This is a genomic window from Rhodococcus sp. 05-2255-1e (assembly GCF_002259025.1).
Taxonomy (GTDB): domain Bacteria; phylum Actinomycetota; class Actinomycetes; order Mycobacteriales; family Mycobacteriaceae; genus Rhodococcoides; species Rhodococcoides fascians.
On sequence record NZ_NOZE01000013.1, the window covers coordinates 492,642 to 518,226 of the forward strand.

Genomic DNA, 25,585 nt, shown 5'->3' on the forward strand with positions numbered 1-25,585 from the left:
CACCACCAACCGCACCTACTTCTCTCTGGCGATGACCCCGCACAGACCGATGGCTGCGATGAGAACACCGGTGGTCACGTTCGGTACCTGAGCTGCCAGACCGACTGCCGCCAGGAGATTGACCGTCTCCGTAACGCGGTTTCTTGTCGGTGGCCTGTGATCTTCTGATGGTGGGTCGGTAAGCTGGCCCATGTGAGTCCTTTCGTTGGGCTGCGATGGCTACACCGGGCGATCTTCATTGGCGTGGGGTTTCGCCTGGTGTACTGCCAGCCTAAGCGTTAACACCGACAGTTCTTTGCTCTGTCGCAGGACCGTGGTCCCGCCCTGCGGTGGCGGCCGACACTTTTTCCTCACTCTGAGGCACTATCCGTAACAATCCGGCATTACGCTGGACGACCTTTTCACAGGAAACTCTCAGCTTCCCGCGTGTCGTACGTAGGACAACCTGTAGTCCCGATGCGCCAAAACGCCTGCCGTACCGTTAGCCCTGCATCGGGTGTACCAACCATATGGGAATGTGTAAGCCGGGCACCCGATGCACCTAAGATTCGGACATGCTTCTAGCTCAAGAGCCGGTTCAAGAAATCATTGTGCAATCTGCGACGCCCTGGTGGACCATTGGTTCTGCTGTGCTCGTCGCGCTCATCGGTTGGTACGTCATCCACCGCACCAGCAAATCAAGGGACCGAGAGAACTGGCGTAGGGACACACTTACCCGGGCGGTTTCGGAACTTCTCGAATCGTCAAATACTCAACTCGACCTGATCACGTCCATTCTCAACTACAAATCAGTCAATAAAGAGTCTCTTACTGACCCTATGGCTGAGTTGGTGAAGAGCCGCAGGCGAACCGAAAGATCGATTGAACAGATATCAATATGCATAGCGCCAAAAGTGAAGCACTATGCCGACCACGTTTTTAAACTGAACAGAACACACGCAAAGAACGTCGCATTGTATATAAAAGATGCAATTAGACAGCTAGACACTGAAGTTCTTGACGATCTTAGGAAGCAGGCTCAACCAAACACAAAAGAGCTAAAATTCTTCCACCGTCAACTAATTCGTTCACTGCAAGAAGAGATTGGACTGACAGGAATTGAGATAGACCCGGACCATGCATACGTGACTACTTCCCAACCCGGTAAAATTCGATCAAAAGCAATTCACTACACTTCTAAACTGTTGGAGAAGTTGCGAAAAAGTTCTGTCGACTAAAACCAATAGAGAAAGCCCTCTTGGTGATCATTGCAAATTCTGATCGTTAGTAAATATCAAAATAGATATCTGCGTAAGACTCACCAGGAACAATCAACGGTGTCCATGCCACACCGGAACGTTCACGCGAGAAGAACAATTCCAAACGAACATGATTATCGGCTATGGTCCACTCCATCTTACGAATGAAACACACATGCTGCTCGTTCTTCCAAATGATCTTGACAGCATCGAAGATGTCTAGCTCGGATAGTCTTTTCAGATCGTAGAAGTTGTCAGGAATGATCATCACTCTCGATACCTTGTTCTTCGCCAGAACATAATCGTCCATAATGGCATCTGCCCAATCATGAAAACCTGGACCCAGTTCACCATTTCTGATGTCTTCTATCTTTCCTGTCCCGCGCACAACCGGAAAAGTTGCTTCCCTAGCACCATAGGAACGAATCGACTGCTGGTCGTACCACCATTGAGATGTTTCGTTCAACGTTTGAATAGGTTCGATCTGTGCCGGTAGATCACTGTCCACAGTTCGCTTCTTTAGCTCATCGAGGTCAACACGATACTCACTCGGCTTGACCTGATTGATGACCGCTTCTGTATCGGTACCTTTGTCCAATTTGCTGTAACTGATGTCACCACGAGCGAAGCTGTCGGCAAGAGTCAACTTGGGTTGCGTATCAAGCGTCGACTTGTAACAAATCACATTGAATCTGTCGACATAGACGAAGCCTTTGCGGCTGTTACGCATCGATGCAAGCGCTTCATCGACCTTCATACCGTCCACAAAAGCTGACGGCTGATTCTTGCTGCTGTCCGTCTTGTTTCTCCACGATCCCGAAACATCGATACCATCGATTGTGACGCTGTGACCCAGGCCGTTGAGCATAGGCGCATATTCCTCGGGCAAGTCGTACATGTATTTACCGTCTGTATCTGCCAACGATCTATGCGCATCTTCGACTGTCACTTCGATGAACGGTCTGTTCCTGTAATCGTATTTCACTCGGTAGTCACGAATCATTCCGGTGAACGCAACATTGTATGCCGAAGCTGCATAGCTGGGAGAATAAGTGTCACCGTACATCGATGTTGGAATCGGACTGTTTCCGTAATGGTTGATGAGCATACGTACCCTTTTGCCGGGCATCAGAAGATTGGAATTAGCCAAGCTGTCGGATACGAAAGATAGCTGCATTTTGCTGATGGCATATTCATCTCTCCCCGCGACAATGCTGTTCAACGGTTCGGAGATATCTGTCCATTCGATACGCTCCAACGTTGTCTGGGTCTCATCGAGAGTGTCGTAGCTGATCGGTTTGCATGACTCCACCCAGTAAGGATCGGATGATACAAGTTCGATCTGGCCTGTATCGGATTCGATGACAACTGTCTTGCGCTCCCCCGCCGATGCTGCGAAAGTGCCGATCAATGAGCCTCTGGTCCTATTGCTTGACTTGTAGATGTCCAGAGAAACAGCTGAATTGTTGCCGAAGAACGTCAACGCTTTGGGACGCTGCATATTGTCAAAGTATTTGCGATTCTTCAAAGCAACACCTGTCGAAGAGAGAGGATGCCTGTAAGTGTTCTGCTCCGCTGATGGCAACTCCAACTTGATGTACAGAGGATCACTGAACGATGTTCCGAAATATGCTGCGTTCGATCCCGCTCGTTCAGCGTTCTCGAATGTAGCTGACGCATAATCGTCAACCGCTGTTTGCTTCAACGCTGCCGTGAAGTACACCTGGCTGATATTCGGTGGAACCACCGCATCTGCCATCGCAGGAATTGTATAAACTTGAGTGGTTTTGCTGAGCGAACCAGATGCTTGCAACTCGGCCTCGAACCATATCAACTCCAAGTCCACATCGATGTCACCGTATTCGGTTGAATCTTTGCCTTTACCCCAGAGAGCAAACCTGACTTTCATACCTGTTGCAGCATCTTCTTCTGTACGTTCTGCTGTACCGCTACGTCTCACCATGAGAGTTCCACCGAAGTTCACCAACATGCCCTCAGACACCGGATATGGAATCTTGGACTGAGCCAGCACTGGACCCAAACTCACCGCCGAATAGTTGGTGATGGAGTTGGAACCCGATGGAGTTGACGTGATATCGACATCGGTCACATTGCCGGATGATTTGGTCAATCTGACGTTGTTGCTGATGGAACCGGACCATGATGCAGTAATACGATTGAGAGGTAACGCCTTCTTCTTACCGTTGGGCATCACGAACACACCGTTGTCTTTTTCGATGAACTTCGATTCCTGCTCGAAAACAAGATCATTTTGAAAGTCAACTGCACCGAGCTTAGCTTTGCTGAACGAAACGTATGTGCCTGTACCAGCATTCAACGTTGCAGACAGAAGCGTTGTGTTGATGAATCCAAGGCCGACAGTGTATCGAGCGAAATTGGTCCAACCTTGAACCTTGATGACATCACCGGCTTTCACATCGATGGTCAAACCAACTTTCGATGTTCCTGTTCCTTCGATAGCCGATTCCTTTGCAATGACACCATTGATCAGGATGCGAGTAGAAGTGGATTGAGCCACATATGTACCTGATGGTCTCGCATAGGACAGAACAACCGAGATGTTCGCTCTCATCGGCTGAGCAACCACCAAACCGTCATTCGCGATCACGGTGCCTGCAAAACCGGAACGCACCACCCAGGACGTAATATCTGTCCACGTCTTGTTCGCCAAGGTCTGAGCATTGTTCTTGTTCATACCCATCGGCGTTATGGCTGTTGCCGGTAGATCGTAGGACAAATCTTTGTCATACATTCCGTTGCTGATAGCAATACCATCCGGTACCGCCACATCTTCTCTCCATGATTCGATCTGAACTTTGACGCTGTTGAATCCATTGATGATTCGTGTTGGTTTGACCATTATCTAGGTGCTCCTTCTCCGGTATCCCCGGTTCTAACAAAATTGACTGTGTGTGTTGATGATGTGTTCTGACCGTTGAGGCTCTGAATTTGAGCTGCAACAGATGCAACATTGCTGCTGACTGTGTGGAAACTTGCTGTCCCGGCACTCAATGCGTTGATCTGTGCAGAAACCTCCGCAACGTTGCTTGTCACGGTCACCGTTGCATTGGCTGTCACAGGTGGAATGGTGATCTGCGGTAACGCGACATCGAAGGTGATCGGAACCGGTGGCACCGACAGATTCAAGGTGGGCTGTGTGACATCGAAGGTCACCGGCACAGGTGGAGGGGGTGGAACGGTTACCTGTCCATCCGCAACCACGATGTCCACCGGAACAGGTGGTGGTGGGGGTGGTGGCTCCATCGGTGCTGCTGTGAGTTCAACCGGTGGAACAGTCGGTGCAACGAAGTCCGGCATGACGCCTGTCAGTGGAACCGGTGCCGGTGTCGGAACATCGGGTGGTCCCTGGAACTCACCGATCAACGGCAAGATCATGCCTGTAGGAGGCTGTACCGGCTGTAGCTCACCCACGATGGGGATAGGTGGCAACGCTGGTGTGTCCGTAGACGGCTTGAGCTGCATCGGAACCTCGATAGGAGGAAAACCAGGGTCCTCGAAATTCTTCTCTGGTGGCTTCACCTTCACAGGTATTTCGACCTCGGGGATGTTCTCCTCGAAGTCTCCTAGCCAACCGGCATGATCGTTGAGCCATCTGTTCGGGTCCCAACCGTCACCGAAGATTTTCTTACCCAGACCGCCCTCTCCCCAACGCTGCTCGATGCTGTTGTTCAAGTTGTCGGAGAAGGTACGTACAGCGGCATCGGCTGTCTGAAAACCTGACACAATTTCTGTGGCTGCATTGGTCAGAGATGCCATACCGTCGGCAAACCCTGCAATGTTGTCTGCCATGTTCTGCGTATCGATGTTGGCCATGAAGTCACCGAAAGCATTACCGGCCTGCGCCAAACCATCTGTTACACCGGACCAGTCAGTGTTACCGAGCTTGTCCATGAACGAACTGATGCCTTTACCGAATCCATCCATTTTTCCTGAATCCAAGAAACCCATGACATTGTTGAAACCTGCTGCTAGCTTTTCAACTCCCCTACCGGCTCCCTCGATCCATCCCGGCATCGACTCAAAGACACGCTTGGCACCTTCTACGACCTCAGGTGAACCTAGCTTTTGCATGAAGTTTCCGAATGACTCTGTAAGTCTCGGCAAACTGTCGATCAAATTCTTGACGTGAGGAACACCAGCCTCGAAAGCTTTCTGCAAAGCCGGTCCCAGTTTCTCGGCAATGGCGGGTAGCTTGCCTGACAGATGATCAACCAGGTTGGCTGTGCCCTGCGTAATAGCTTCCAAATTGGGACGCATCTGATGAAAAGCTGCACCCAATGATGTTGCGAGATTGATGAGCGGCTGTTGAACCGGTACCGCAATCTCTTTCATCGTGTTGACGACATCGTCCTTCATGAACGAGAAGTGGTCTTTGACCTCTTGACTCGTCGCTGCTGCTGCGATGGGGATAGCTGCCAGACCTGCTGTCACACCGGCCGACATCGCTCCTGCTGCTGCGGTCACTGCTCCCAATGCACCCGCTACGCCGTAGACACCTGCTCCGATGGCACCGGATGCGAGAACACCCAGAAACGGCGTAAGGGCCAATAGGGCTGGACCCATACGGGCTGCGCTGCCACCCATAGACGACATGCCACCGGCAATACGGTTGGCGTTGCCTGCTGCTCCACCGGCCCCGGTCAAAGCGTTCAAAATCTGTGTCAACGCTGCTGCTGCGCCTGCGTCCACGTCCAAACGGATACGAGCTGTGCGGTTACGTGCTACCGCTGAAATCGCTGCCTCTGCTGCTGCCAGACCTTGTACGGCAACGTTGATGTTGGCTGTGCGGTTGCGGATGAGGTTGCGGGCACGTTCGTTGATGCGGTCATCTGTGGCACGGACACGCACGTTGACGGTTTGATTGCGGAGACTGGCAAGTCTGGTTTGAAGCGCACTCAAAGCTGACGAATCGACATCGACAGTGACTTTGACTCTGCGATCACGTAAAGCTGTGACACGGGAATCATTGACATCAAGATCGACCTTGATTCGTCTGTCTCTGATCTTGTCCAATTTGCGCAACGAAGCATTATCGACATCGATGTCGACTTTGACTCTCTTGTCTTTCAAAGCTTTGAGTTTCGCTATCGCCTCGTCGATAGCTGCGAGGTTAGCTTTCGCCTCGATCTGAATTTTCACCTGATTTGCCATTACTGCGTGTTATTTCTCCTTCAATGTATTTTCTTTCTGTGTCTCCAAGAGCATCTCTATACCGATGTTGATTTCTTGGAGCGTCAAATCGTCAACACGGTCGTAATCCATGTTGTACTGACGCGCGAACAAGAGCTTCATCTTGATGTATTCGGCGTCAATCTCTAGTCTTTTTTTTCGTCTTCCGACTCTTCACCCGCGAAACCGTGCTCTGCGAATACTTCCGCTAGATGATCTGTTTCCAGCTCGAAAAAGTAGTCCTCGAATGCTTTCCTGTGTGCTGCGAACGACATACCTTTTGCTTTTTCTTTGTCCTTACGCAAATCTAGAACGTAGGCAAACGCTGCCTGAAATTCGTATGACTGATCTGCGTCTGCGATTTTTTCTCCTGATAGCTTCTCGATCATGTTGACTTCCCAAAGCTTCATCTCTGCATTTTTACTCATTACTGTTACCTTTCATGTTTTCTATAGTCCTGCTTCTGCAATTTTTACTGCTATTTCTTCTTCGATAATTGCTATGGCTCGTGGTGTGCTTTGAACTAGCGCTCTATCGAGCCAGGGATTAGGTCCTACTCGGTGAGGTCCATATGAGCCTCTGGCGAAACCGCCATCATGTTGTTTGGCGACATAGATGCCACCGCCATGACTTCTCTTGTTCGATCCCCCGGCTTTGACCGTGGCTTGCATGGCTGTGCTTTTGAGCTGGTGAGAGCCCTTCAAAGCTCCCGTGAACTCCGGTGCTTCGTCCATCGCATTGTCGAACATCAACGTTCCGATACGGTCGAAGGCAGAATTGAACTGTCTCAAAGAAGCCTTGAACTTCAAGAGCTTCGCAATAAGTTTGTCTCTGCCTTCGACCGATACCGAAATCTCAATCATTTACAGACCCGTACCGCTTGTTACCTTGTTAGGTGTTCCAACAACCTCGAACTCGTAATCGAAAGTTGCATCTTCACCAGCTTCTACGGATACATCAGGACGGAACGGAATACGTAACGTTCCTGTGTAACGTGGCTTCGATGTGCTTGTAGCGCCTGAAAGCGGTGCAATATCGAATGATGCTGATGCTCCTGCATTCACCCATAGGTAATCGTGCAATGAGCCTACTGAACCACCGTCGAATACCGCTGTTACCTGCAAGGTCCACTTACGGTTAGAACCTGCATTGTATTCCGCAAACGTAGTTGAATCGTTGTCTGCATCATCAGAAGTCATCTCGAATGAAACTACATCTGATACGTAGTCGGTCCCTGCAACCTTGAGCGCAAAGATCGACTTCAATTTCCCGTTGGCAATCGCCATTATAAATCTCCTTCATAAATATTTATTTCATTGGAAAACCCAATGTTTGCTACTAAAAGTCGTCCACCGTTACGGTCTTCGAGAGGAAAAGTCTCCACTTCGACCCCGTCCAAGTTTCTTACTACTGACCAACATTTGCTGATCATTTCGTCCATTGCTTCCCAGGACGAATCTTTATCTTCTAATCCCGCGACAATCGTGATGTTCATGCTGACGCGAACTGTGTTTTCTCTAGTGCTTACAGAACCTGAACCACCAGTGATGTAGCTTCCTTGCGGATATACCTGAATGTAGGGATAGTTTTGCTTCATCATCGCCCCCGCGTAAACTGTATAGTTCAACGCTCTGAGTTCATCGATAACGCTCTGCTTGTAGTCTTTCAAAGCTGACACTCAGAACCACCCCACATATTTACGCAGGATTGGATACGCGTAATGCATAGGATCACGAACGATTGTCGTAACGAAGTCACCACTAGGCCCATACTGGCCTGCCGATGAAGTGTCCTTGGTATCTCGGTAATACAGCTGTTGAGCTACACCCAGAAGAACAGTGTCATAAACATCGGCTGGAACCTTGACTTTGCGAGTCCCCAACCAAGTATCGATAAGACTTACTGCTGTAGCCAAGATTCGATCCAAAGTTTCATCGGTAACAGCTGTGTCACCAATGTCTTTAGGATTTCCGACGAATGCGCGTAGCTCAACAACTGTAATCATCAGGACCAAGTAACCTTTGCGATTCCCTTGCCGTCATAGACACCTGCTGCTAGGTATCCGTAAAGGCTGCGTAGTTCTGTAAGGTTCACAATGTTTGCGTCGCTCAATTCAAAGATTGAAGACTCCCACACCAAAATTGCCTCGTTGCTTACAACGTAGAAGCTGCCTGCTGCAAGGTTCGGACCTGAAACAACAGGTAGACCTGCAATAGCTGCGCTTCCTGCTGCACCTGCGGTTACAGAACCGTATGTGTTAGAGCCGTCGCCGTTCACCACGAACAATGGACGTCCTGTTGTATCAACAGTTGTCAAAAGTGCCTTGTGAACATCGCGGGACACGATGATGTGCGAACCTGCTAGGCCACGAGAGTTGTCATCGATCGCAACCAATGAGTCCTCTACAGCACCGATCCAACCTGATGCCGCACTTGCGCCTGTCACAGCTCCACGAGCAACAACGTTCAAGTTCGCGTTTGCGATACCTGTAAGAGTCGATGCAACCTTCGCTTCTGTTGCCTTTGCGTACTCAACGCTCAAATGCTTAAGAGTTGTGTTGAGCAATGGAGCTTTACCGAAACGTAGTGCCTGAACTGAAAGCTCTGCGTATCCACCGAAAGTTTCGATCGGTGCTGAGTCGGTTGTGATTGTTACCTTGTTGTAGGTAAGTGGTTCACCTTCGGCGGTCTGCTTCGCAACTGAGCCTGTACGAGTCGCAACCTTCGCGTACTCGATTGTTGTTCCTGAATCACCGGGAATTGAATCGTGTCCGAATACTGCACTTAGGGGACGACGCTTCTCGATGAAATTGAGTTCTTTGTCTACCCAGATTGGACGCAACGCGTTATCCGCTGTCGATCCACCTGTATAGGCACGAACCTGTAATGCATCGCGTGATGCATCTTTGCCGTTGTATGCTGCAACTACAGCATCGGCCAGAGTTTCGTCTGAACGAACCTCAATTGTTTCTTTGTTATCTAAAACGCTTACTTTACGATCTAGCTCTGCTACAGACTCTCTGAGTTCTGCATTCTCGCTAGAAAGCTTGTCAAATTCTTCTGACATGATTTGTTCATCATCTTCTTTCTGTTTGTTATTTTCGCGAACTTCTAAGAGAGTCGCACCGTAAATCGGTAGTTCCGCTAGAGAAACCTCTAGAAGCGAAACCTTTGTTCTTACTACAACTCCGTCTTCGTCCCTCTGCTCAATAGGAGAGAAACCAACGGAGAAACCTTTGATTTGGCCTGATGCAACCTGGTTGAGTACCTGATCACCTTTAGGGCCTTTATGGATTCGCGCAACTACCTTGAGACCTTGCTCAGAGCTGCTAGCTTCTTTGATATAGCCAATAGCCAAACCTTGATGCTTATAATCGTGGCGGTAATATACTGGACCCTCTGAGTTATCTTCGATTGATCCAATCTCGAAGCGCTCTTTGTATCCCCCGGCGCGAACCTCTGCTACCTGGCCGTAAGGCACTGCAAGCCCAACAACCTCTCTAGCATCTGCACGAACCTCTAGGATTTCACTTTCTCTAATTTCCATTTTCTGTGTTGTCTGCCGTAGCAGAGTCCTTATCTGAAATATCGTCCTGCTCCACCGGCTCAACGGCCAATGGTTCTAATCCTCGTGACTCTCTAACTTCATTAGGTGTCACGACTTTGTTGCTGATATCGATTGCTTCTGCCTGACGCTGCGCTAGAGGATCGAGACGCATTAGGTCTGTCTCACGCAAGCTTGCTGTTCTGCGACCCGGCAAAAGGTCACTGAGATGACTTTCAATCTCCAAGATGTAGTTCAAGAGCGTTCCCTGCAAGAATCGTGCATTTGAGTCCTGCAAGTTCTGGTAGGTGGTCGAAGACTGCGTCTGTGCTTCCATAGCCTCTGCTGGAACACCCAGTAGACGGCACATAGACAGGTTCACCTCGCGCAATACTTCGATGTATCGAGTTGAAGCGGGATCGAGATTGATCGACTCGTAAGTTAGACCTGACGGCAATACCGCTAGCTGCTGATTCTCCTTGACGAACTTGATGAAGCCTGCTGCTGCATCCTGCATATCATCTATGTTGATCTGATCGTTCGTCTTCAATACCCCGCGTGGAGTCGAAGCTGAGAACCACTGTTCTGAATACTTTTGAAGCATCAAAGCAAATCTGAACACCTGTGGCGCTGCCTGAATGGCACCGATACCTCTGAGCTTGCCCACAATCGGTAAGAACTTAAGGTGACGGATCGAGTCCCTAGGAATCTCTGTCTGACCGATGTAATAACGAACTCTGCCGTTACGCTTCTCGACTGCAACTTCCTCTGGGTCCAAAACCTCCAAAGCTGTAGCCTCATTGCGACCGTTGCGAGTCACACGCCAAAACGCTTCGCCATGAAGAACCATCGATGAGACAGTTTCTTGAATGAATGCCTTGCGAGACTGAAATGGATCGGGCCTGTTGATGAGACTAGAGTTCTCAACCTTGCGATCATCCAAAAATGTTTCGACCTCAAGCTCTGAGACAAGAGTCGATAGGTATTGGACTGCTCGAAAGACTATATCAATCTGAAGAAGTTCGTTTGCCTTCGGTAGATAAATACTTGAATGACTGGGTGGAGTGACACCAGATAGAGGGTCATAGCCCTCTGGTAATTGTTCTTCTCTAACCTGCATTGGGGTTACTACTTCTAACCCGAATAACCTTCTAAATGTACCCATAACGTTATCTCTATTGTAGCATTATTAGGCACTAATTGTTTGAAGTTTTGCTCTATTTCTGCTATCCGCCCAGTGCACAGCCATAACCATTGCCTTAATAGAATCAATGTCACCAGAAGAATCTTTCGGACTGATTCTGAAACCATCACCAGATGAGACAGTCAGGGCAATAGGTCTTTGCTTTCGCATCACATCATCGTCTTTATGACTCAGGCGATTGGTGGAGAACATCGAGAACGTCACCGATGTCGCCTGAGCTAGCTGAGGCATCGTGTAGAACTCCACAGGCAATGAGTAGCGCTCTCTGAGACTGACTCTTAGCTCCCTGAGCATGATCGCATCCATGACGAAGATGCCCCTGTGACTCTTGTAGAGCTGGCGGCAGATACCGATGAGCAGATCGGTGTTCGGATTCTTGATCTGAGCGACAACCTCTGTGTAAACCTTCCCGTCCACCCTGTTGGCGGCGACGATGGTTGCGAACTCCCAGTTCTCTGTACGGTCGATAGAGAAGACAGTTCCTCTCCTAGCCCCCGCCGGCACTCCCTGACCAGCCGTTTTGTTCCACATGCTCGCAGGTAGGAACAGGTTGTCCGACTGACCATGACGGCCCAGGACGTAACGACTCCACGCATGATCGGGCAGAGCGCCGTTCTCGTCCAAGATTCGTTGGAACGGGATACGCCCGCACTCGACTGCTGGATTGGCCTGCTCGACCATCTCACGGCTTCTGAGCGGGTAGTCCAGCGTTTCGGGAGCAAAGTACTTGAAGTACCCGAATCGTTCGTGCAGACCGGCCATAGCCTCTGTGCCGTGAAGCTCCAAGGTGTGCAGAAGCGTCGAAGTCTCGTCACCAGCCGATGTGATGCCGACAAGGATGCTGTCCGGTTGAGCCGTGAGGCCCATCTTCATGTTGGTGTAAACGGACTCATCGAGTAGGTGAACTTCATCGATGACAACGGCAATATTGCCCTCTGCGTTGAACGGAATCGACTGCAAAGTCTTCGGTTGCGTTGTGGCATAGGCTTTTAGCTCCGCAAGCACTCGACCATCCTTAGGCGTCAATTTGCGTTGCTGCCTGTTGATGCCATGACGTTTGGACAGTGCTGGAACCTGACGGAACGGCAACGTAACGCGCTCGTGAAGGATCTGAGCCTGCTGGACCGATGAGGCTACGCACCCCATGTACGTAACGTTGCGACCGTTCGCGGACTTGAGGTACCCAAGGAACATGAGCGCACCCAAGACGGTGGTTTTACCCACCTGGCGCGGTATCTCGATGAGCACACCTTCGCGATACCTGAGCTTCCCAGCTAGATGCGGGTCTTCATGGTCGTCGGGGTATGTCTCCAACACAGAGCGCATGAGCCAGATTTGCCAAGGGTCAAGCTCCTGACCTGGGAGCATGTAAAATTTGTTGACCAGATCGATGTCCGACTGCGTAAGTCTGGTGGTGAAGTTCTCGCTAAGGGGTTGGGTGTACTCGTTCGGATACAGCATCTAGCGCAGGTACTCCCCTAGGGCCTGCTCGTCGGGATCAACCTGCGATTCAAGCTCTGCCGCCAAAGCTGCTGCCGCCTGGCGATCCTTCTCCTTTGCAACCATCCCGTGAAGCTCCTTGAAGCTCATACGGAACTCCTGCGTCAATGTGCCCGATGTCTGAGCGTTACGCTGCGTCTTCTCATCAAGCGTCTTCGCCAACGTGTACAGCTGAACCACAAAAGGCTCAACATCATCATCGATGAAGCTCTCGTTCTTCGTAATGTACTTATCTATGCTGGATTCATAGCTGCGAACCGCTAATTTCTCCAATTTGTCATTATCTACTTCTTTTCTCGGCATTATCTCAATTCATTTCCTTTCGTTTGTACGCTGATGTCTGTGCGCTGCGCATATCTACATGCACACTGCCTGCATAATATGCACTGGTCCATGCATGGTTTTCGGTGTCCATGCATGGATTCGTCTCCCATTTTTGATGAAAGCCCTTGACAGCCCGTCAAAAGTAAGACGCTCCGCTCTTGGGGTCGCTATGTCTCCTCAAAGAAACGCACCCCATGCAGGAATGGATGAATATGCACTGTCATGCATGACGCCTGTTGCCTCATTCATTGCTATGCATGACCATCCATACGCTGCTTCTCAACGCAATGTCTCTCAACACTTCATGCTTCATCACGCTATCTATCTCATTCATGCTGCATTCCTTCTCTCAATGTATTCAATCTATCTTCTAACTCTTCTATCAGTCTTGCTATCTCTTTGGCTCTATGTTCATGGCTTTCTATCTCCCCCGCCAAGTCCTCAAACGGATCACTCACCAATCTTCATAAGCATCTTCTTCTCTTCATCGCTCAATGTTCTGTTGCATAATTGTTCGATATCTTCTATCTCTTTCATTGTCATTGCTTCATCCTTTCTTTTATATACTCAGAGGGGAACCAGTCAGGATTGAACCAAGTATTTCTTTGATCCCCCGGCATCTTCGCACCTTTTGATGTGTTGTGGAACTGACAGAGACTTTGCAGATTACTGCGGTCATACATTAGCTCTGGGAACTTCGACCTAGGCAAGATGTGATCAACATGTGAGGCCCTGGTATCGCATCCTTCTACAGCACAAACGTAACCATCTTCTTTCAGTACTTGCTGTGCAAACTTTGTCCACTTACCCGAGTGGATACGCTTATCGCTCATGGCTGCGCCACCAGGTATGTATTAGCACCTGAGCTGATAGCCCTCGTTGCGGTAAGACCATTAGCGAATACCTGCAACTGAACAAGAGATGTCACGGTAGGCGTATATGTCACAGATACCGATGGAGTCGAAGTACTCGATGAAACAGATGTTGCCAATACTGTTCCATCTGCAATGATGCGACATGCATTACCGGTGCTGCTGCCACCGTGCTGAGTCTGCCCTGTCAATGTGACCGTTGCACCCGCTGGAATCTCCAAACCGTTCGATGTAATGACGGTATCGGGATAACCAGACCTTGCAACCCAGTTCGTTACCAAAGTCCACGTTCCTGATGAGATGCTCTGCCCACCGTTTTTGTTGATACCCATTGCCACGAACGATGACCACACAGCTTCACTACCGACATAGATATTGCTGACCGCTGTCGAACCAATGTAGAACTTCGATGCAGTTGTCTCGCCTACATAGATCACGCTGTCACCACATAGATCGTGTTGGAATCTTTTGTTGCAAGAGCTGCATACTGTGCTGCTGTCATACGTTCGATCTTCGTCCCGGTCGAAGTACCGTTCACAAATCCCTGAACTGCTGAATCTGCCTTAACTAACGATGCCTGAGAAGTGCTGTTGAGAGAGACTGTTCTGTTAGCGGTTAAGTCTCCACCCCCGCTGAGTCCGGTACCTGCCGCGATGGTGCGTGACGTTGGTGCTGCCGATACATCTGCTGCTGCGAGTACAACCGTGCCGGTCTGACCGTTGACACTGATTACTCCCGCTGATGCACCGATTGCGGTCAAATCCATCCAACTAGATGCTGCTGATGCTGGTGACTTCTTGAGCATCCATAGAGTTTCGTTATCCGATTGAATCGCAACATCGCCTGGCTGCGCATCCAAAGCCAAACGAGCTGTAGAGTTCGCTGCTGTATATGTCTCACCGATATTGACTCGTGGCAATAGAGAAGTTGGAATCACTCCCCCAACTAATCCCGCTTTGGAATCGAGCGTTGTTTGGAGATTGGTGATATTTGCAATGCTGTGACCATGAGATGCCGCTGCTTTTGAATCCAATGTGGCCTGCAAATTTGTCACATCACTTATCGCATGATTGTGAGCTGCTGGCGCAAATGTTGTCGGCTTATTTGCTACATCTGTCCAAGTATATGTTCGTGCTTCTTCTGCTGTGAGCCTTAGTTCATGATCTTTCAAAGCTGCGTGCACAACCTTGTGATTATTTCTGTGTCCCGCCTGCCCCTCTTCCGGCTGCACCGGCAAATTGTTGATGTCGTCTTTCAATGTCATTTAGTCTTCATTCTCTCCTTCATTATTTAATGTGTACTGCATGAGCCATAATCTTTTGTTGCTGCATGTGCATTCTTGGTGTTCTTTGCAAGAATATTTCTTGATCAGGGAGTAAGTCATTTCTTATCCCCGGCGCGTTTGCGGCGCTGCTTCTCCAAGATCGCGTCTCTATTCGACCAATAGTTGACATAGCGACGCTCGTTGCATTGCTTTCTATACTCTTCGTTGTTGGCATAGCGGTCACGCTGTGCTTTACGACGCCTATCTGCCAAACGTTCATATGTCGCTCTACCGATCTGGCGAGCACACTCACGGCAATATGCGCACTTACCATCGGCGAGTGCTGAGTTCTTTCCGAACTGATCTAAATTCTTAGTTTCATTACATCTAGCGCATTTCTTCATTACTCTTCAATTTTACCATTATTGTACGAATATTTCTTTTGCTCTGAACATAGAAAGGGCCCCTCTCCGGGCTAAACCAATAAACGCGGAGAGGGGCCTAGATTTGATTACATAGGTGGCAATACCGTAATCGAGTTGAACCAATATGAATATAAACGAACTAACTCGATACAATTGTACCATTTTATGAAGGTGCCCCGCTCAAGTTAAGTTGACCTGAGCGGGGCGATGGAGCTAAACAACAATCGAAATGTTAGAAACCTAAGTATATCAAACTTTGCTCATGTATTTTCTGATCTTCGGTTCTCGCTGAGAAACTATAACCTCAAAATCGTAATCTTCGCTGCTGTCTCTGAGTCCCCTCACAGAACCAGACCTAGGCGCGTTGAGCTTCTGCGTATGGCTGTGAACCTCTGGCTTAGACAGACGCTTAAGACGCTGACGTAGCTTCTTAGGTACCGGCTCACCCTCTGGCGCAGATTCGTTCCACTCCGAAAACTCCTTGATTACTTTTTTCCACACATGAGACTGAGACTGAATCCACGTATCTATTTCTATCTGCTCTTCAATTGTGTATGTCTCAGGAAAGTCTGTTTCATCTACGAACTCCATATCAACCTGCCTATTCTTCTTAGTATTCGAGTCTCTGAACTCGTTGTTTATCTTACTGATTATTGCATTCACAAGCTGAGAGGTCGAATAATCAGGATGAGCCTGCTTCTGCTCTGCGTAATGAATCATGGAATCGGCCATGAAGTCATCGAGCAACGTTCCATACAATCCCCTGCGACCCTGAATTACCTCTCTTAGCTTCTTGATCACATCATCTTCAACAAAGCTTGAAGGATGATCGATCCCTACGACGGTTGTAAACGACTCACTAGTTTTCCAGTACATAACCGGTCTTTGGGGTGCTTGGCGGTTATATCCTTTTTCGAGCTCCCTCATTATTTGACGTACATGATTTTGATGCTCCTGAACCCCCGGCTGCATCCAATCCTCACTAGGCACGTATTCATGACTCAGACCAATGGTATGTTGGCGTCTGTGCTTCACCCCTACCGTTTCTTCATCCTCAAAAATTTCTTGATCTTTTTCAAGAAAAAGTGTGCCGTTTTGGTCATTTTTGGGGTTACTAGTAGTGAGTGTGTTTGGACCTGCTGGTTCTTCAAGGTCAACTGTAGAAACAATAGGAACAGAGAGTGAGGGGGAATACTTCTCCCCATCGTCCAACCACTCCGTATATGAATCTGTAAACCACAAGGGTAACTTTCCAGAGTAGTGGAGTGCGGAACCAATGACCCTGTTTGCTACATGCTCTATGGCCTCATCAATCCAAGCATCAGAGTCGGATATTTCAGAGGAAAGTAAATCTCTCACTTCCCCCGGCAGATTTTTCTCGAATAGATCGAGACTGTCCAACAGTGCATCACGGTATGTTTGCATTGGATGAGATTCGTACAGATTTGCGTCCTGCTTCTTTAGACGGTTGAAGACAGCCTGAACGTACTTCATTTTGTTCACTCTTCGACGCCTGCCAATCGGAACCAGAAATAATGCTGCTTTTCATCGAAGCGCATCTCACGTTCCAATACACCATCACGAACCAGACGCTTCTTACGATTTGCGATACGCTTTGGCCCTACACCCAATAGTTTTGCTACATCTGAGCTGTCGATTCGGAACCATTCTGATTCTTCGCTTAGCTTGATGCAATGCTGCAACAGGATCAAGTCCTGCGTGTCCACCAATAGGTGGGTTTTCGTTTGTAACCAATTCTTCAAAATAATCACTTCTTTCTTTTTGATAGAAGAGAACCCCTTGACTTCCAGCCAGGACATCAAGGGGTTCTCGGGATTCTCTATCAAAAGAAATCTGTGTGAGTTGTTTCCTTCCGCCTGGCTTCGGTTGGTGAATCTCTTATGCTCAGTATAGCAAATATGTGCGACTATTTCTTGAACGGATCGACGATCTTGCTATCGCTCGCAAGCGCAGCTCGCTCCTCTTCCGACAGGCTGGCCCACCACTCACGCAGGCGCGTCGGGGCATTCTTCGGCTTAGACTGCTTTTCCTCATCCATTGCTGCCTCTTTTCGTTCCCGCCATTGCGGATTAGGGGTTATGCAGGTGCTTTTGCACCCACTATCTCGTCAACGGTTGGAGTTCCCGCATTGTTCCCGTCTGAGCAAGAAAGTTTGATGACTTAATAACGTTTTCGGCCCATGCCAGATGACCTGGTTCGTTTTGTCACGTGATGCCCCAACAGGCGATTCGGGGCTGAGAGCTTATTGACGCTTTGGCCTATGCTGCACCCTAGGTAAGGCTCCGTTCGTGGCTCTGCGTTTAACTCAGCCTCTATGATTCTATTCGACAATGCGTCAAAGATTTCTGGAATCTATTAAAGATTACTTTGGGTAATCTTCTAATCATTCGACAATTCATCGCGACAAATCGAAACCCCCGACATATCGCCGGGGGCTTCGGAGAAATATTCTCAGAACGCGTTTCTTATATCATTTTCTCCTGTCTGTATGTAGGCACGCAGAGTAATAGATGGGTCCGAATGTCTGAGCTGCTTCGATACAGCCACCACATTGACTCCACGGTTCAGGAGAGTCGTAGCGTGCCAATGACGCAGCATGTGTGGATTCAGTTGTATCCCATGCCTTTTGCCCCAATGATGCATCGCTGCTCGTACGCTGCCAGGTGTATCGGTCGTATCGAGACCTTTGACCCGCTCAGCCAGCCATTGAGGGACTATCACGACTCCATCGAAGGTTTTCACCGATGCGATGCGTACAACATGCTTCCCGTCCTGCCAGAACTCCAAGACTTGACGGTCCACCACCAGCCGGTCCCCGTTCAGTTGCTTCGAGGTGATCGCACACGCTTCGCCCAATCGCAGACCCCCGTACATCATGAGCAAGGCCCGAAGTTCGTACTTGCACTGCATCAGAGCGAAACGCAGAACATCTTCGCTCGGGAGGTCGTAGCGTCTCGGTATCCCTGGTTGAATTTTCAACTTAACTCCGAGTACCGCCCGTATGGCTGTGACAGTCGATCTGCGGGTGTTGACGTTCGATATGTCCAAGAGCCTGGCTTCAAGCTCTTCGAGGCTCAGAGAGTCGTCTACAACCCCGATACGTGTCAGGAACCGTCTATAGCTCTCCACGGTCGAATCTCGTAGGTCTCGTTTCCTCTGAGCTGACTTGAGCAGTGCTTCGAGCTTGCGTGCCACGGGTTCACCTTTCGATGCATCCGTAAGTTCCCTGCTCACGACCCGTATGCCACCTGACCAGCGTGTTTACGTTAGGCTGGCCGACGTGCCAATTTATGCCGCCTACGGATCGAACATGCATCCGGAGCAGATGTTGCAGCGTTGCCCCCACTCACCGCTGTCGGGAACCGGGTGGCTGCACGGGTGGCGCTTGACCTTCGGCGGTGGCGACATCGGCTGGGAGGGCGCGCTCGCCACGATCGTCGAGGACCCGGACTCACAGGTCTTCGTGGTGCTCTACGACGTCTCCGACGAGGACGAGGAGAGCCTGGATCGGTGGGAGGGCTCGGAGCTCGGCATCCACCGCAAGATCCGGCTGCGCATCGAGACCGGAGGCGAGCCGGTCCTGGCGTGGCTCTACGTTCTCGACGCCTACGAGGGTGGCCTACCGTCGGCACGCTACCTCGGGGTCATGGCCGAGGCAGCCGAAATTGCCGGTGCCCCAGCCGAATACGTGCGCGACCTGCGCACCAGGAACAGCCGCAACGTAGGACCCGGTACAGCCTCGTAGCCAGAAGGACAGATCAGAAGTAGTTCTTCATCACCGACGCCACCCAGGCCGGCTCGGTCACTTCTTCACGTGTCGGAACCATGGACCGAAGGAACGGCTTGACGTCGAATATCGGTGACCCGTCGATCGCGTCGAGACCGCGGACCCGGATGCGCAGACCTTGGACCTCGACGATCTCGCACCGCGACACTCCGAGGTGATTCGGCCGGTCCTTGACGCGTTGCGCCAAGACGCCAACCCGAGGGAGCGTCGTATCACCGCGGGGGTGGCGCGAGCCGAGTGTCGTCGAGTCCGGATCGCACAGGTGGAACCGATAGACGACCTCGAGGTGAGAGAACTCCTCGAGCCCGAGAGTCGCATCGGCGTCCAGCACGGTCTCGTCCAGTTCGATCACGGACACGACTTCACCCCAGTTGTCGTCCACCACCTCTGCGCGATCGGAGCGAACGACCCCGATCGGTGAGACCGCGAAATCCACGGTTACCCCTCCGCTAGTTCGGGTCCAATGCGATTCCGGTCATCACTTTTACACCCACGGCCAAGGCTCGCTCGTCGAGGTCGAATGTCGGCTGATGGATGTCGAGTTGCGGACCGGTCCCCGACCACACGCCCAGTCGGGCCATCGCTCCCGGCACGTTCTCCAGGTACCACGAGAAGTCCTCGCCACCACCGGACTGAGCCGTGTCGGCCAATGCTGTCGGACCGACTCGGCCGATTGCCTTCTCGAAGGTGGCCGTGGACGCCGGGTCGTTCACCACAGGCGGTACGCCGCGACGGTAGTGCAGCTCGAAGCGCACCCCGGTCGGTGCCAGCAGACCGGTGACGATCTCGCGAACGAGCGGCTCGAGCAGCGCCCACGTTTCGTGGTCGCCGGTCCGTACGGTTCCGGTGAGCATGCCGGTCTGCGGAATGGCATTGGGGGCCTGCCCCGCCACGACCGCGCCCCAGACCATCACTGTGCTGGTTCGCGGATCGATTCGCCTGCTCAACATGCCGGGCAGCCCGGTGATGACGGTCCCCAATGCGTAGACCAGATCGGTCGTCAGATGCGGCCTCGACGTGTGCCCGCCAGGCGAGTCCAGACGCAACTCGACGGTGTCGGCGGCGGAGGTGATGGCCCCGACACGCACTCCCACTTGCCCCACCTCGAGCCGCGGATCGCAGTGCAACGCGAAAATCTTCGACACCCCGTCGAGCGCACCCGCGGCAACGGCGTCGAGTGCACCGCCCGGCATGACCTCCTCGGCAGGTTGAAAGATCAGCCGAACGCCATAGTGCAGGTCCGGCAGCGACGCCAGCGCGAGTCCGGTCGCCAGCAGCACCGTGGTGTGCGCATCGTGCCCGCACGCGTGGGACACGCCTGGAACCGTCGACGTGTACGGCGCACCGGTGATCTCCTGCAGCGGCAACGCGTCCATGTCCGCGCGCAGCGCGACGCGCGGGCCGTCGGGACCGATATCGCAGATCAAGCCCGTACCGCCGGGCAGAGGTTTGGGTGACAGGCCTGCCGCCGAGAGCTGCTCCATGACGAACGCCGTCGTAGCGAATTCACGACGGGCCAGTTCCGGATGGGCGTGAATGTGCCGACGCCACAGGGACAGATCTTCTGTGTGAGCCTGAATCCACCGATCGATCGCGGCTTCGCGTGAACTCATCCGAACTTCTGCCTCTTCGCCTGAGCTCATCCGAACTTCTGCCTCTTCGCCTGCGCTCATCCGAACTTCTGCCTCTTCGCCTGCGCTCATCGCTGCACCGCCGATCGAGCGTTCACACCGTCGAGCAGACGCGCCCGGGTCTGTGGATCGGCTGCGGCACGAGCGGCCGTTCCGGCGAGGGCGAGAGCACCGTCGAGCAGTGCACGATCGGCGGACTCGGTGACACACGCTGCGGCGAACTCCGGTTGATGCGTCACCGCCCCTCTGGCATCGAGGCCGACGACGGGGTGGATTCCGGGTAGAACATTCGTCACGTTTCCCATGTCAGTGCTGCCCAACGGGCGAAATCCTTCCAAATCCGGTGCCAAGGGCGACCGTCCCAATGATTCGATCTCCTGACGAAATGCCGCCACCAGCCACGAATCCGGGGTCAGGGCCGCGTACGTCGGCGACACCGTGCGGATTTCGTGTGTGCATCCGGTGGCAATGGCACCCGCCTCGAAACAGGCGAACGTCTTCTTCGTCAGCGCCTCGAGTGACTCGGTGCTGTTCGCGCGAAGATAGTAGAGCAGCTCGGCATGTCCGGGCACGATGTTCGGCGCGACGCCGCCGTCGCTGACGATGCCGTGCAGTTGCTGGCCGGGCGAGAGGTGCTGCCGAATGAGCCCGAGCGCCACCTGTGCGACGGTGACGGCATCGCCCGCGTTGATTCCCCACTCGGGGGCGGCCGAGGCATGGGCAGCGCGGCCGGTGAATTTGACGGCAACGTCGGCCAATGCCAGCGACGTCGCGCCCACGATGTCGAACGGGCCCGGATGCACCATCAGTGCGGCACCGATGTCGTCGAAGACGCCGCGCTCGAGCATCAGGACCTTGCCGCCGCCGGTTTCCTCGGCAGGGGTGCCGAGCACTCGGACCGTGATGCCGAGCGCATCGGCCACCGGCGCGAGCGCCAGGGCGGCACCCACCGCAGACGCGGCGATGATGTTGTGGCCGCAGGCATGACCGATCTCGGGCAACGCGTCGTACTCCGCGCAGATTCCGATCACGAGCTCGCCGCTACCCACCGACGCGGTGAATGCGGTGTCGATGCCGGCGACCCCGGATTCGATCTCGAAATGGTGGGCGCGAAGCGTGTCGAGGACCTTCGCAACGCTGCGATATTCCTCGAACGCCAGTTCCGGTTCTGCGTGAATCGAGTGCGACAGCGCAACCAGTTCGTCGGTTGCGTGAGCGAGCGCGCGGCCGATCTCCTCGCCCACGGCGGCACTGTTCGGTTCGTCGATCACGAGAGACAGTGTGTCACTAGCGCGGCGGCGTGTCGGAACGGCTGTGCCGACTCCGAGCCCGAACAGTGCCGGACGAGGCTAGTTGCCGAAGCTGAAGTTGCTGTCGTCCGTCGGCGTCGTCAGCGCAGCGAGCAGGTCCACGTGCATCCGACTCTTGATGCCGGCCAGGTTCGCTCCCCGGGTGCTGGTCAGCGCCGCCGCCTTGGCAACGGCGTCGGAGACCACCGATTCCTCGGACGCGGTGGCCTCGACGATTCCTGCGGCCACCGCATCGGCCCCGCCGTAACGACGGCCGGTCAGCATCGCCTCGACGGCGGTCTGCTTGGGCAGCCTGGAATTGATCAGGGCAGACATGCCGACGGTGAACGGCATGTTGAGGTTGACCTCCGGCAGGCAGTAGAAGCCTCGGTCTGCGCGCTGGATGCGGAAATCCTGCGATGTTGCGAACATCGCGCCGGCACCGAACGCATGGCCCTGCACCGCTGCGACCGTGGGCATCGGGAACGCCAGCAGCCGCGTGTAGAGCGTGTGCACGCGGTCGAGGTACCAGGTGATCCGGTCCAGGTTCGCGAACAGCCAATCGGTATCGAGTCCGTTGCTGTAGAACTTGCCTGCCGAGGTGGTGACCAGCGCGGCCGGACCGGTCGATGCCTCGACCTCGTCGAGCAGTGCATGGACGGCATCTATCCAGTCGGGGTGGAACCTGTTCTCTGGATTGCCCGCGCCCTCCTGGGCACCGAGGAACAAGATGTGGACATCACCGTCGCGTTCGAGATAAGGCATGCAGCGGATACTACTCGGCGGTAACTTCCCGGTCGCACCGTCTCGGTTCCACATCCATCGCAGCGATCTCATACTGTTGTTCATCGTGGCAACTTCCGACGCACGAGCAACCGATCCCGTGACCGATCCCGATGCGGCGGCGCGCACCGCCGCCGATGCTCTCGCTGCAGCGACCGGCATCGACACCCATACCGTCGCCATCGTCCTCGGCTCCGGCTGGCAGGCGGCCGCAGATGTCTTCGGCTCCCCCACCGCCACCGTGCGCATGGCCGATCTCCCCGGCTTCGCGCCGCCGTCCGCGTCGGGCCACTCCGGCACGATCACCTCGGTGGACGTGGGCGGAACCCACACTCTGTTACTCCAGGGCCGTACGCACGCATACGAGGGTCACGACCTCCGACGCGTCGTGCACCCGGTGCGCACCGCGATCGCGGCAGGCGCGACGACCGTCGTCCTCACCAACGCCGCCGGCGGCATCCGTGAAGGCATGAGCGTCGGCCAACCCGTTCTGATTTCCGATCACCTCAACCTGACCGCCCGTTCGCCGCTCGTCGGCGCCGAATTCGTCGATCTCGTCGGTGCCTACTCACCCGAACTCCGCGCTCTCGCGGCCGAGATCGATCCGTCTCTCGAGGACGGCGTCTACGCGGGACTGCCGGGCCCTCACTACGAGACGCCTGCCGAAATCAAGATGCTGCGCACGTTCGGTGCAGATCTGGTGGGCATGTCGACGGTGCACGAGACGATCGCCGCCCGTGCAAAGGGTGCTCGCGTGCTGGGAATTTCGTTGGTCACCAACCTCGCTGCCGGCATGACCGGAGAACACCTCGATCACTCCGAAGTGCTCGCTGCGGGCAAGGATTCGGCAGCTCGGATGGGCGCTCTGCTGCACGAGTTGGTCACCCGACTGTGATCGAGGATCTCACCGAGCGCGTGCAACGCTGGATCGCGGGAGATCCCGATCCGGCGAGCCGCGACGAACTCGACGGCCTCTCCGATTCCGAACTCGCGGACCGATTCAGCGGTCCGTTGACCTTCGGCACCGCCGGTCTCCGAGGGCCGGTGCGCGCCGGCCCGAACGGCATGAACGTCGCCGTGGTCGTGCGAGCAACCGCCGGTATCGCAGCGTGGCTGCTCGGGCAGGGCCTCGGCGGATCCACCGTCGTGGTGGGCCGTGACGCGCGCACCGGTTCGGAACAGTTCGCCTTCGCAGCGGCGGAAACGTTGGCCGCGCAGGGATTTTCGGTGGTCCTTCTCCCTCGACCACTCCCCACGCCCGTTGTCGCCTTCGCCGTACGGGCGCTCGATGCCGAGCTGGGGGTGCAGATCACCGCATCGCACAACCCGGCCGCCGACAACGGGTACAAGGTGTATCTGCGGGGCGGGTCGCAGTTGGTTCCGCCGAGCGATGCCCAGATCGAGGCGCTCATCGACGCCAGTGCAGATGCAGTCGACGTGCCTCGCACAGCCGTCGAGCCCAGCGGCTCGGACATCGCGTCGCGCTACCTCGATTCGGTTGTGAGACTGCCCCGTTCGAGATCACGCGATGTTCGTATCGCCCTGACCGCACTGCACGGCGTCGGCGGAGAACTCGCCGTGGCGGCACTGCGCGGCGCTGGGTTCCGCGACATCCGGGTGGTCGAGGAGCAGTTCGAGCCCGATCCGTCCTTCCCGACGGTGACCTTCCCCAACCCGGAAGAGCCGGGTGCTGCGGACGCGGTTCTCGCGCTGGCGGCCGAGACCGACGCCGACCTCGCCGTGGCACTCGACCCCGATGCCGATCGCTGCGCAGTCGGAGTCCGAGACGCTCACGGTTGGCGGATGCTGACCGGGGACGAAACCGGCGCTCTGCTGGCCGACTACCTGCTGCGTGACGCGCCGCCCGGCTCACTGGTGGCCAATACCATCGTGTCCTCGCAGCTGCTCTCGGCACTGGCACCGGCCCGCGGCGCGCGCTATGCCCGCACACTGACCGGTTTCAAATGGCTCGTGCGCGCCGGAGACGGCCTCGTGTACGCCTACGAAGAAGCGATCGGTCACTGCGTAGATCCGAATGTGGTGCGAGACAAGGACGGGATCTCTGCCGCCGTCGTGCTGGCGGACCTCGCGGCAGCGCTGAAGCAGGACGGACGCACGCTACTCGATGTACTCGACGACCTCGCCGTCGAATTCGGAGTCCACAGCGGCGCGCAGGTGTCGCGCCGAGTGCAGGATCTCACCGACATCGGGGACATGATGCGCCGACTACGCAGCACGCCGCCGACCGAGCTGGCCGGACGCACGGTGACCGTCATGGACTACGCCGACCGGGACGACGAGTTGCGCACCGACGCAGTCGAAATCGCGGGATCCGGGCTCCGGGTCATCGTGCGGCCGTCCGGGACCGAACCCAAGCTCAAGGCGTACCTCGAGATCGTCGAGCCCGTCTCGGACCGGCAGGATCTGGCAAGGGCGAGAGCGACGGCGGACGAACTCCTGGCCCAGCTCTCCGCGTTCGCAAAAGAGCTGTAA

25 protein-coding genes and 2 pseudogenes are annotated in these 25,585 nt (G+C 53.8%); 4 read left to right on the plus strand and 23 right to left on the minus strand.

The window, feature by feature from the left end:
• Positions 1-554: 554 nt before the first annotated feature.
• Positions 555-1,217, plus strand: a complete 663-nt coding sequence (locus CH262_RS27285) for a hypothetical protein (protein WP_143547098.1) — start codon at positions 555-557, stop codon at positions 1,215-1,217.
• A 46-nt stretch (positions 1,218-1,263) separates the two neighbouring features.
• On the opposite strand, the gene CH262_RS12480 is transcribed toward CH262_RS27285, so the two are convergent.
• From CH262_RS12480 to CH262_RS12540, 18 genes are all read right to left on the minus strand, one after another.
• Entirely contained in the window at positions 1,264-4,119 is a 2,856-nt protein-coding gene (locus CH262_RS12480; protein ID WP_143547099.1) for a hypothetical protein, read from the minus strand.
• Positions 4,119-6,419 carry a hypothetical protein gene (locus tag CH262_RS12485; protein WP_179274975.1) on the minus strand — a complete coding sequence of 767 codons (2,301 nt, stop codon included), beginning with the start codon at positions 6,417-6,419 and terminating at the stop codon, positions 4,119-4,121. Before CH262_RS12485 ends, CH262_RS12480 begins: the two co-directional genes overlap by 1 nt.
• A 176-nt stretch (positions 6,420-6,595) precedes the next feature.
• Positions 6,596-6,877 carry a hypothetical protein gene (locus CH262_RS12490; RefSeq protein ID WP_143547101.1) on the minus strand — a complete coding sequence of 94 codons (282 nt, stop codon included), beginning with the start codon at positions 6,875-6,877 and terminating at the stop codon, positions 6,596-6,598.
• Positions 6,878-6,898: 21 nt separating this feature from the next.
• Positions 6,899-7,312: a hypothetical protein gene (locus CH262_RS27290; protein WP_143547102.1), complete on the minus strand. Its 414-nt coding sequence runs from the start codon at positions 7,310-7,312 to the stop codon at positions 6,899-6,901.
• Positions 7,313-7,735 carry a hypothetical protein gene (locus tag CH262_RS27295; protein ID WP_143547103.1) on the minus strand — a complete coding sequence of 141 codons (423 nt, stop codon included), beginning with the start codon at positions 7,733-7,735 and terminating at the stop codon, positions 7,313-7,315.
• The gene (locus tag CH262_RS27300) at positions 7,735-8,127 is read right to left on the minus strand and encodes a hypothetical protein (RefSeq protein WP_143547104.1); all 393 of its coding nucleotides are present in this window, start codon (positions 8,125-8,127) and stop codon (positions 7,735-7,737) included. The genes CH262_RS27295 and CH262_RS27300 overlap by 1 nt, the downstream gene beginning before the upstream one ends.
• A complete protein-coding gene (locus CH262_RS27305) occupies positions 8,128-8,454 on the minus strand; it encodes a hypothetical protein (RefSeq protein WP_143547105.1) in 327 nt (108 codons plus the stop codon). It abuts the gene before it with no gap.
• Positions 8,454-9,995: a phage major capsid protein gene (locus CH262_RS12495; protein WP_094717681.1), complete on the minus strand. Its 1,542-nt coding sequence runs from the start codon at positions 9,993-9,995 to the stop codon at positions 8,454-8,456. Before CH262_RS12495 ends, CH262_RS27305 begins: the two co-directional genes overlap by 1 nt.
• Positions 9,985-11,157, minus strand: a complete 1,173-nt coding sequence (locus CH262_RS12500; RefSeq protein WP_094717682.1) for a phage portal protein — start codon at positions 11,155-11,157, stop codon at positions 9,985-9,987. Before CH262_RS12500 ends, CH262_RS12495 begins: the two co-directional genes overlap by 11 nt.
• Positions 11,158-11,181: 24 nt before the next feature.
• Positions 11,182-12,657, minus strand: a complete 1,476-nt coding sequence (locus CH262_RS12505) for a hypothetical protein (RefSeq protein ID WP_094717683.1) — start codon at positions 12,655-12,657, stop codon at positions 11,182-11,184.
• Positions 12,658-12,999, minus strand: a complete 342-nt coding sequence (locus CH262_RS12510; RefSeq protein WP_094717684.1) for a hypothetical protein — start codon at positions 12,997-12,999, stop codon at positions 12,658-12,660.
• Between the two features lie 560 nt (positions 13,000-13,559).
• Positions 13,560-13,853, minus strand: a complete 294-nt coding sequence (locus CH262_RS28420; protein ID WP_094717685.1) for an HNH endonuclease — start codon at positions 13,851-13,853, stop codon at positions 13,560-13,562.
• Entirely contained in the window at positions 13,850-14,329 is a 480-nt protein-coding gene (locus tag CH262_RS27310; protein WP_143547106.1) for a hypothetical protein, read from the minus strand. The genes CH262_RS28420 and CH262_RS27310 overlap by 4 nt, the downstream gene beginning before the upstream one ends.
• Positions 14,326-15,156 (minus strand): phage upper tail fiber protein, encoded by an 831-nt coding sequence (locus CH262_RS12520; protein WP_094717686.1) that lies wholly within the window; start codon positions 15,154-15,156, stop codon positions 14,326-14,328. The genes CH262_RS27310 and CH262_RS12520 overlap by 4 nt, the downstream gene beginning before the upstream one ends.
• A gap of 674 nt (positions 15,157-15,830) precedes the next feature.
• A complete protein-coding gene (locus CH262_RS27315; RefSeq protein ID WP_143547107.1) occupies positions 15,831-17,075 on the minus strand; it encodes a hypothetical protein in 1,245 nt (414 codons plus the stop codon).
• Positions 17,076-17,080: 5 nt separating this feature from the next.
• Positions 17,081-17,401 carry a hypothetical protein gene (locus tag CH262_RS12535; RefSeq protein WP_094717689.1) on the minus strand — a complete coding sequence of 107 codons (321 nt, stop codon included), beginning with the start codon at positions 17,399-17,401 and terminating at the stop codon, positions 17,081-17,083.
• A gap of 107 nt (positions 17,402-17,508) precedes the next feature.
• A complete protein-coding gene (locus CH262_RS28130) occupies positions 17,509-17,640 on the minus strand; it encodes a hypothetical protein (RefSeq protein ID WP_256988768.1) in 132 nt (43 codons plus the stop codon).
• Between the two features lie 413 nt (positions 17,641-18,053).
• The gene (locus CH262_RS12540) at positions 18,054-18,797 is read right to left on the minus strand and encodes a tyrosine-type recombinase/integrase (RefSeq protein ID WP_094717690.1); all 744 of its coding nucleotides are present in this window, start codon (positions 18,795-18,797) and stop codon (positions 18,054-18,056) included.
• 46 nt (positions 18,798-18,843) lie between these two features.
• On the opposite strand from CH262_RS12540, the pseudogene CH262_RS12545 reads away from it, so the two are divergent.
• Positions 18,844-19,290: pseudogene (locus tag CH262_RS12545) on the plus strand (gamma-glutamylcyclotransferase); the annotation flags it as partial.
• Here the strand turns inward: CH262_RS12545 and CH262_RS28425 are convergent.
• From CH262_RS28425 to CH262_RS12565, 5 genes and pseudogenes are all read right to left on the minus strand, one after another.
• Positions 19,258-19,359: pseudogene (locus tag CH262_RS28425) on the minus strand (hypothetical protein); the annotation flags it as partial. The pseudogenes CH262_RS12545 and CH262_RS28425 overlap by 33 nt on opposite strands.
• A gap of 1 nt (position 19,360) precedes the next feature.
• The gene (locus tag CH262_RS12550; protein ID WP_032387044.1) at positions 19,361-19,825 is read right to left on the minus strand and encodes a TrmO family methyltransferase domain-containing protein; all 465 of its coding nucleotides are present in this window, start codon (positions 19,823-19,825) and stop codon (positions 19,361-19,363) included.
• Positions 19,826-19,838: 13 nt separating this feature from the next.
• Positions 19,839-21,002 carry a M20 family metallopeptidase gene (locus tag CH262_RS12555; RefSeq protein ID WP_032387141.1) on the minus strand — a complete coding sequence of 388 codons (1,164 nt, stop codon included), beginning with the start codon at positions 21,000-21,002 and terminating at the stop codon, positions 19,839-19,841.
• A gap of 86 nt (positions 21,003-21,088) precedes the next feature.
• On the minus strand, positions 21,089-22,252 hold the full coding sequence (locus CH262_RS12560; RefSeq protein ID WP_032387140.1) for a M20 family metallopeptidase: 1,164 nt from the start codon (positions 22,250-22,252) through the stop codon (positions 21,089-21,091).
• 117 nt (positions 22,253-22,369) lie between these two features.
• A complete protein-coding gene (locus CH262_RS12565; RefSeq protein ID WP_032366665.1) occupies positions 22,370-23,074 on the minus strand; it encodes an enoyl-CoA hydratase-related protein in 705 nt (234 codons plus the stop codon).
• An 85-nt stretch (positions 23,075-23,159) separates the two neighbouring features.
• Here CH262_RS12565 and CH262_RS12570 point away from each other — a divergent pair, with 85 nt between their 5' ends.
• On the plus strand, positions 23,160-23,987 hold the full coding sequence (locus CH262_RS12570; RefSeq protein ID WP_048319886.1) for a purine-nucleoside phosphorylase: 828 nt from the start codon (positions 23,160-23,162) through the stop codon (positions 23,985-23,987).
• Positions 23,984-25,585 carry a phospho-sugar mutase gene (locus CH262_RS12575; protein WP_032387043.1) on the plus strand — a complete coding sequence of 534 codons (1,602 nt, stop codon included), beginning with the start codon at positions 23,984-23,986 and terminating at the stop codon, positions 25,583-25,585. The genes CH262_RS12570 and CH262_RS12575 overlap by 4 nt, the downstream gene beginning before the upstream one ends.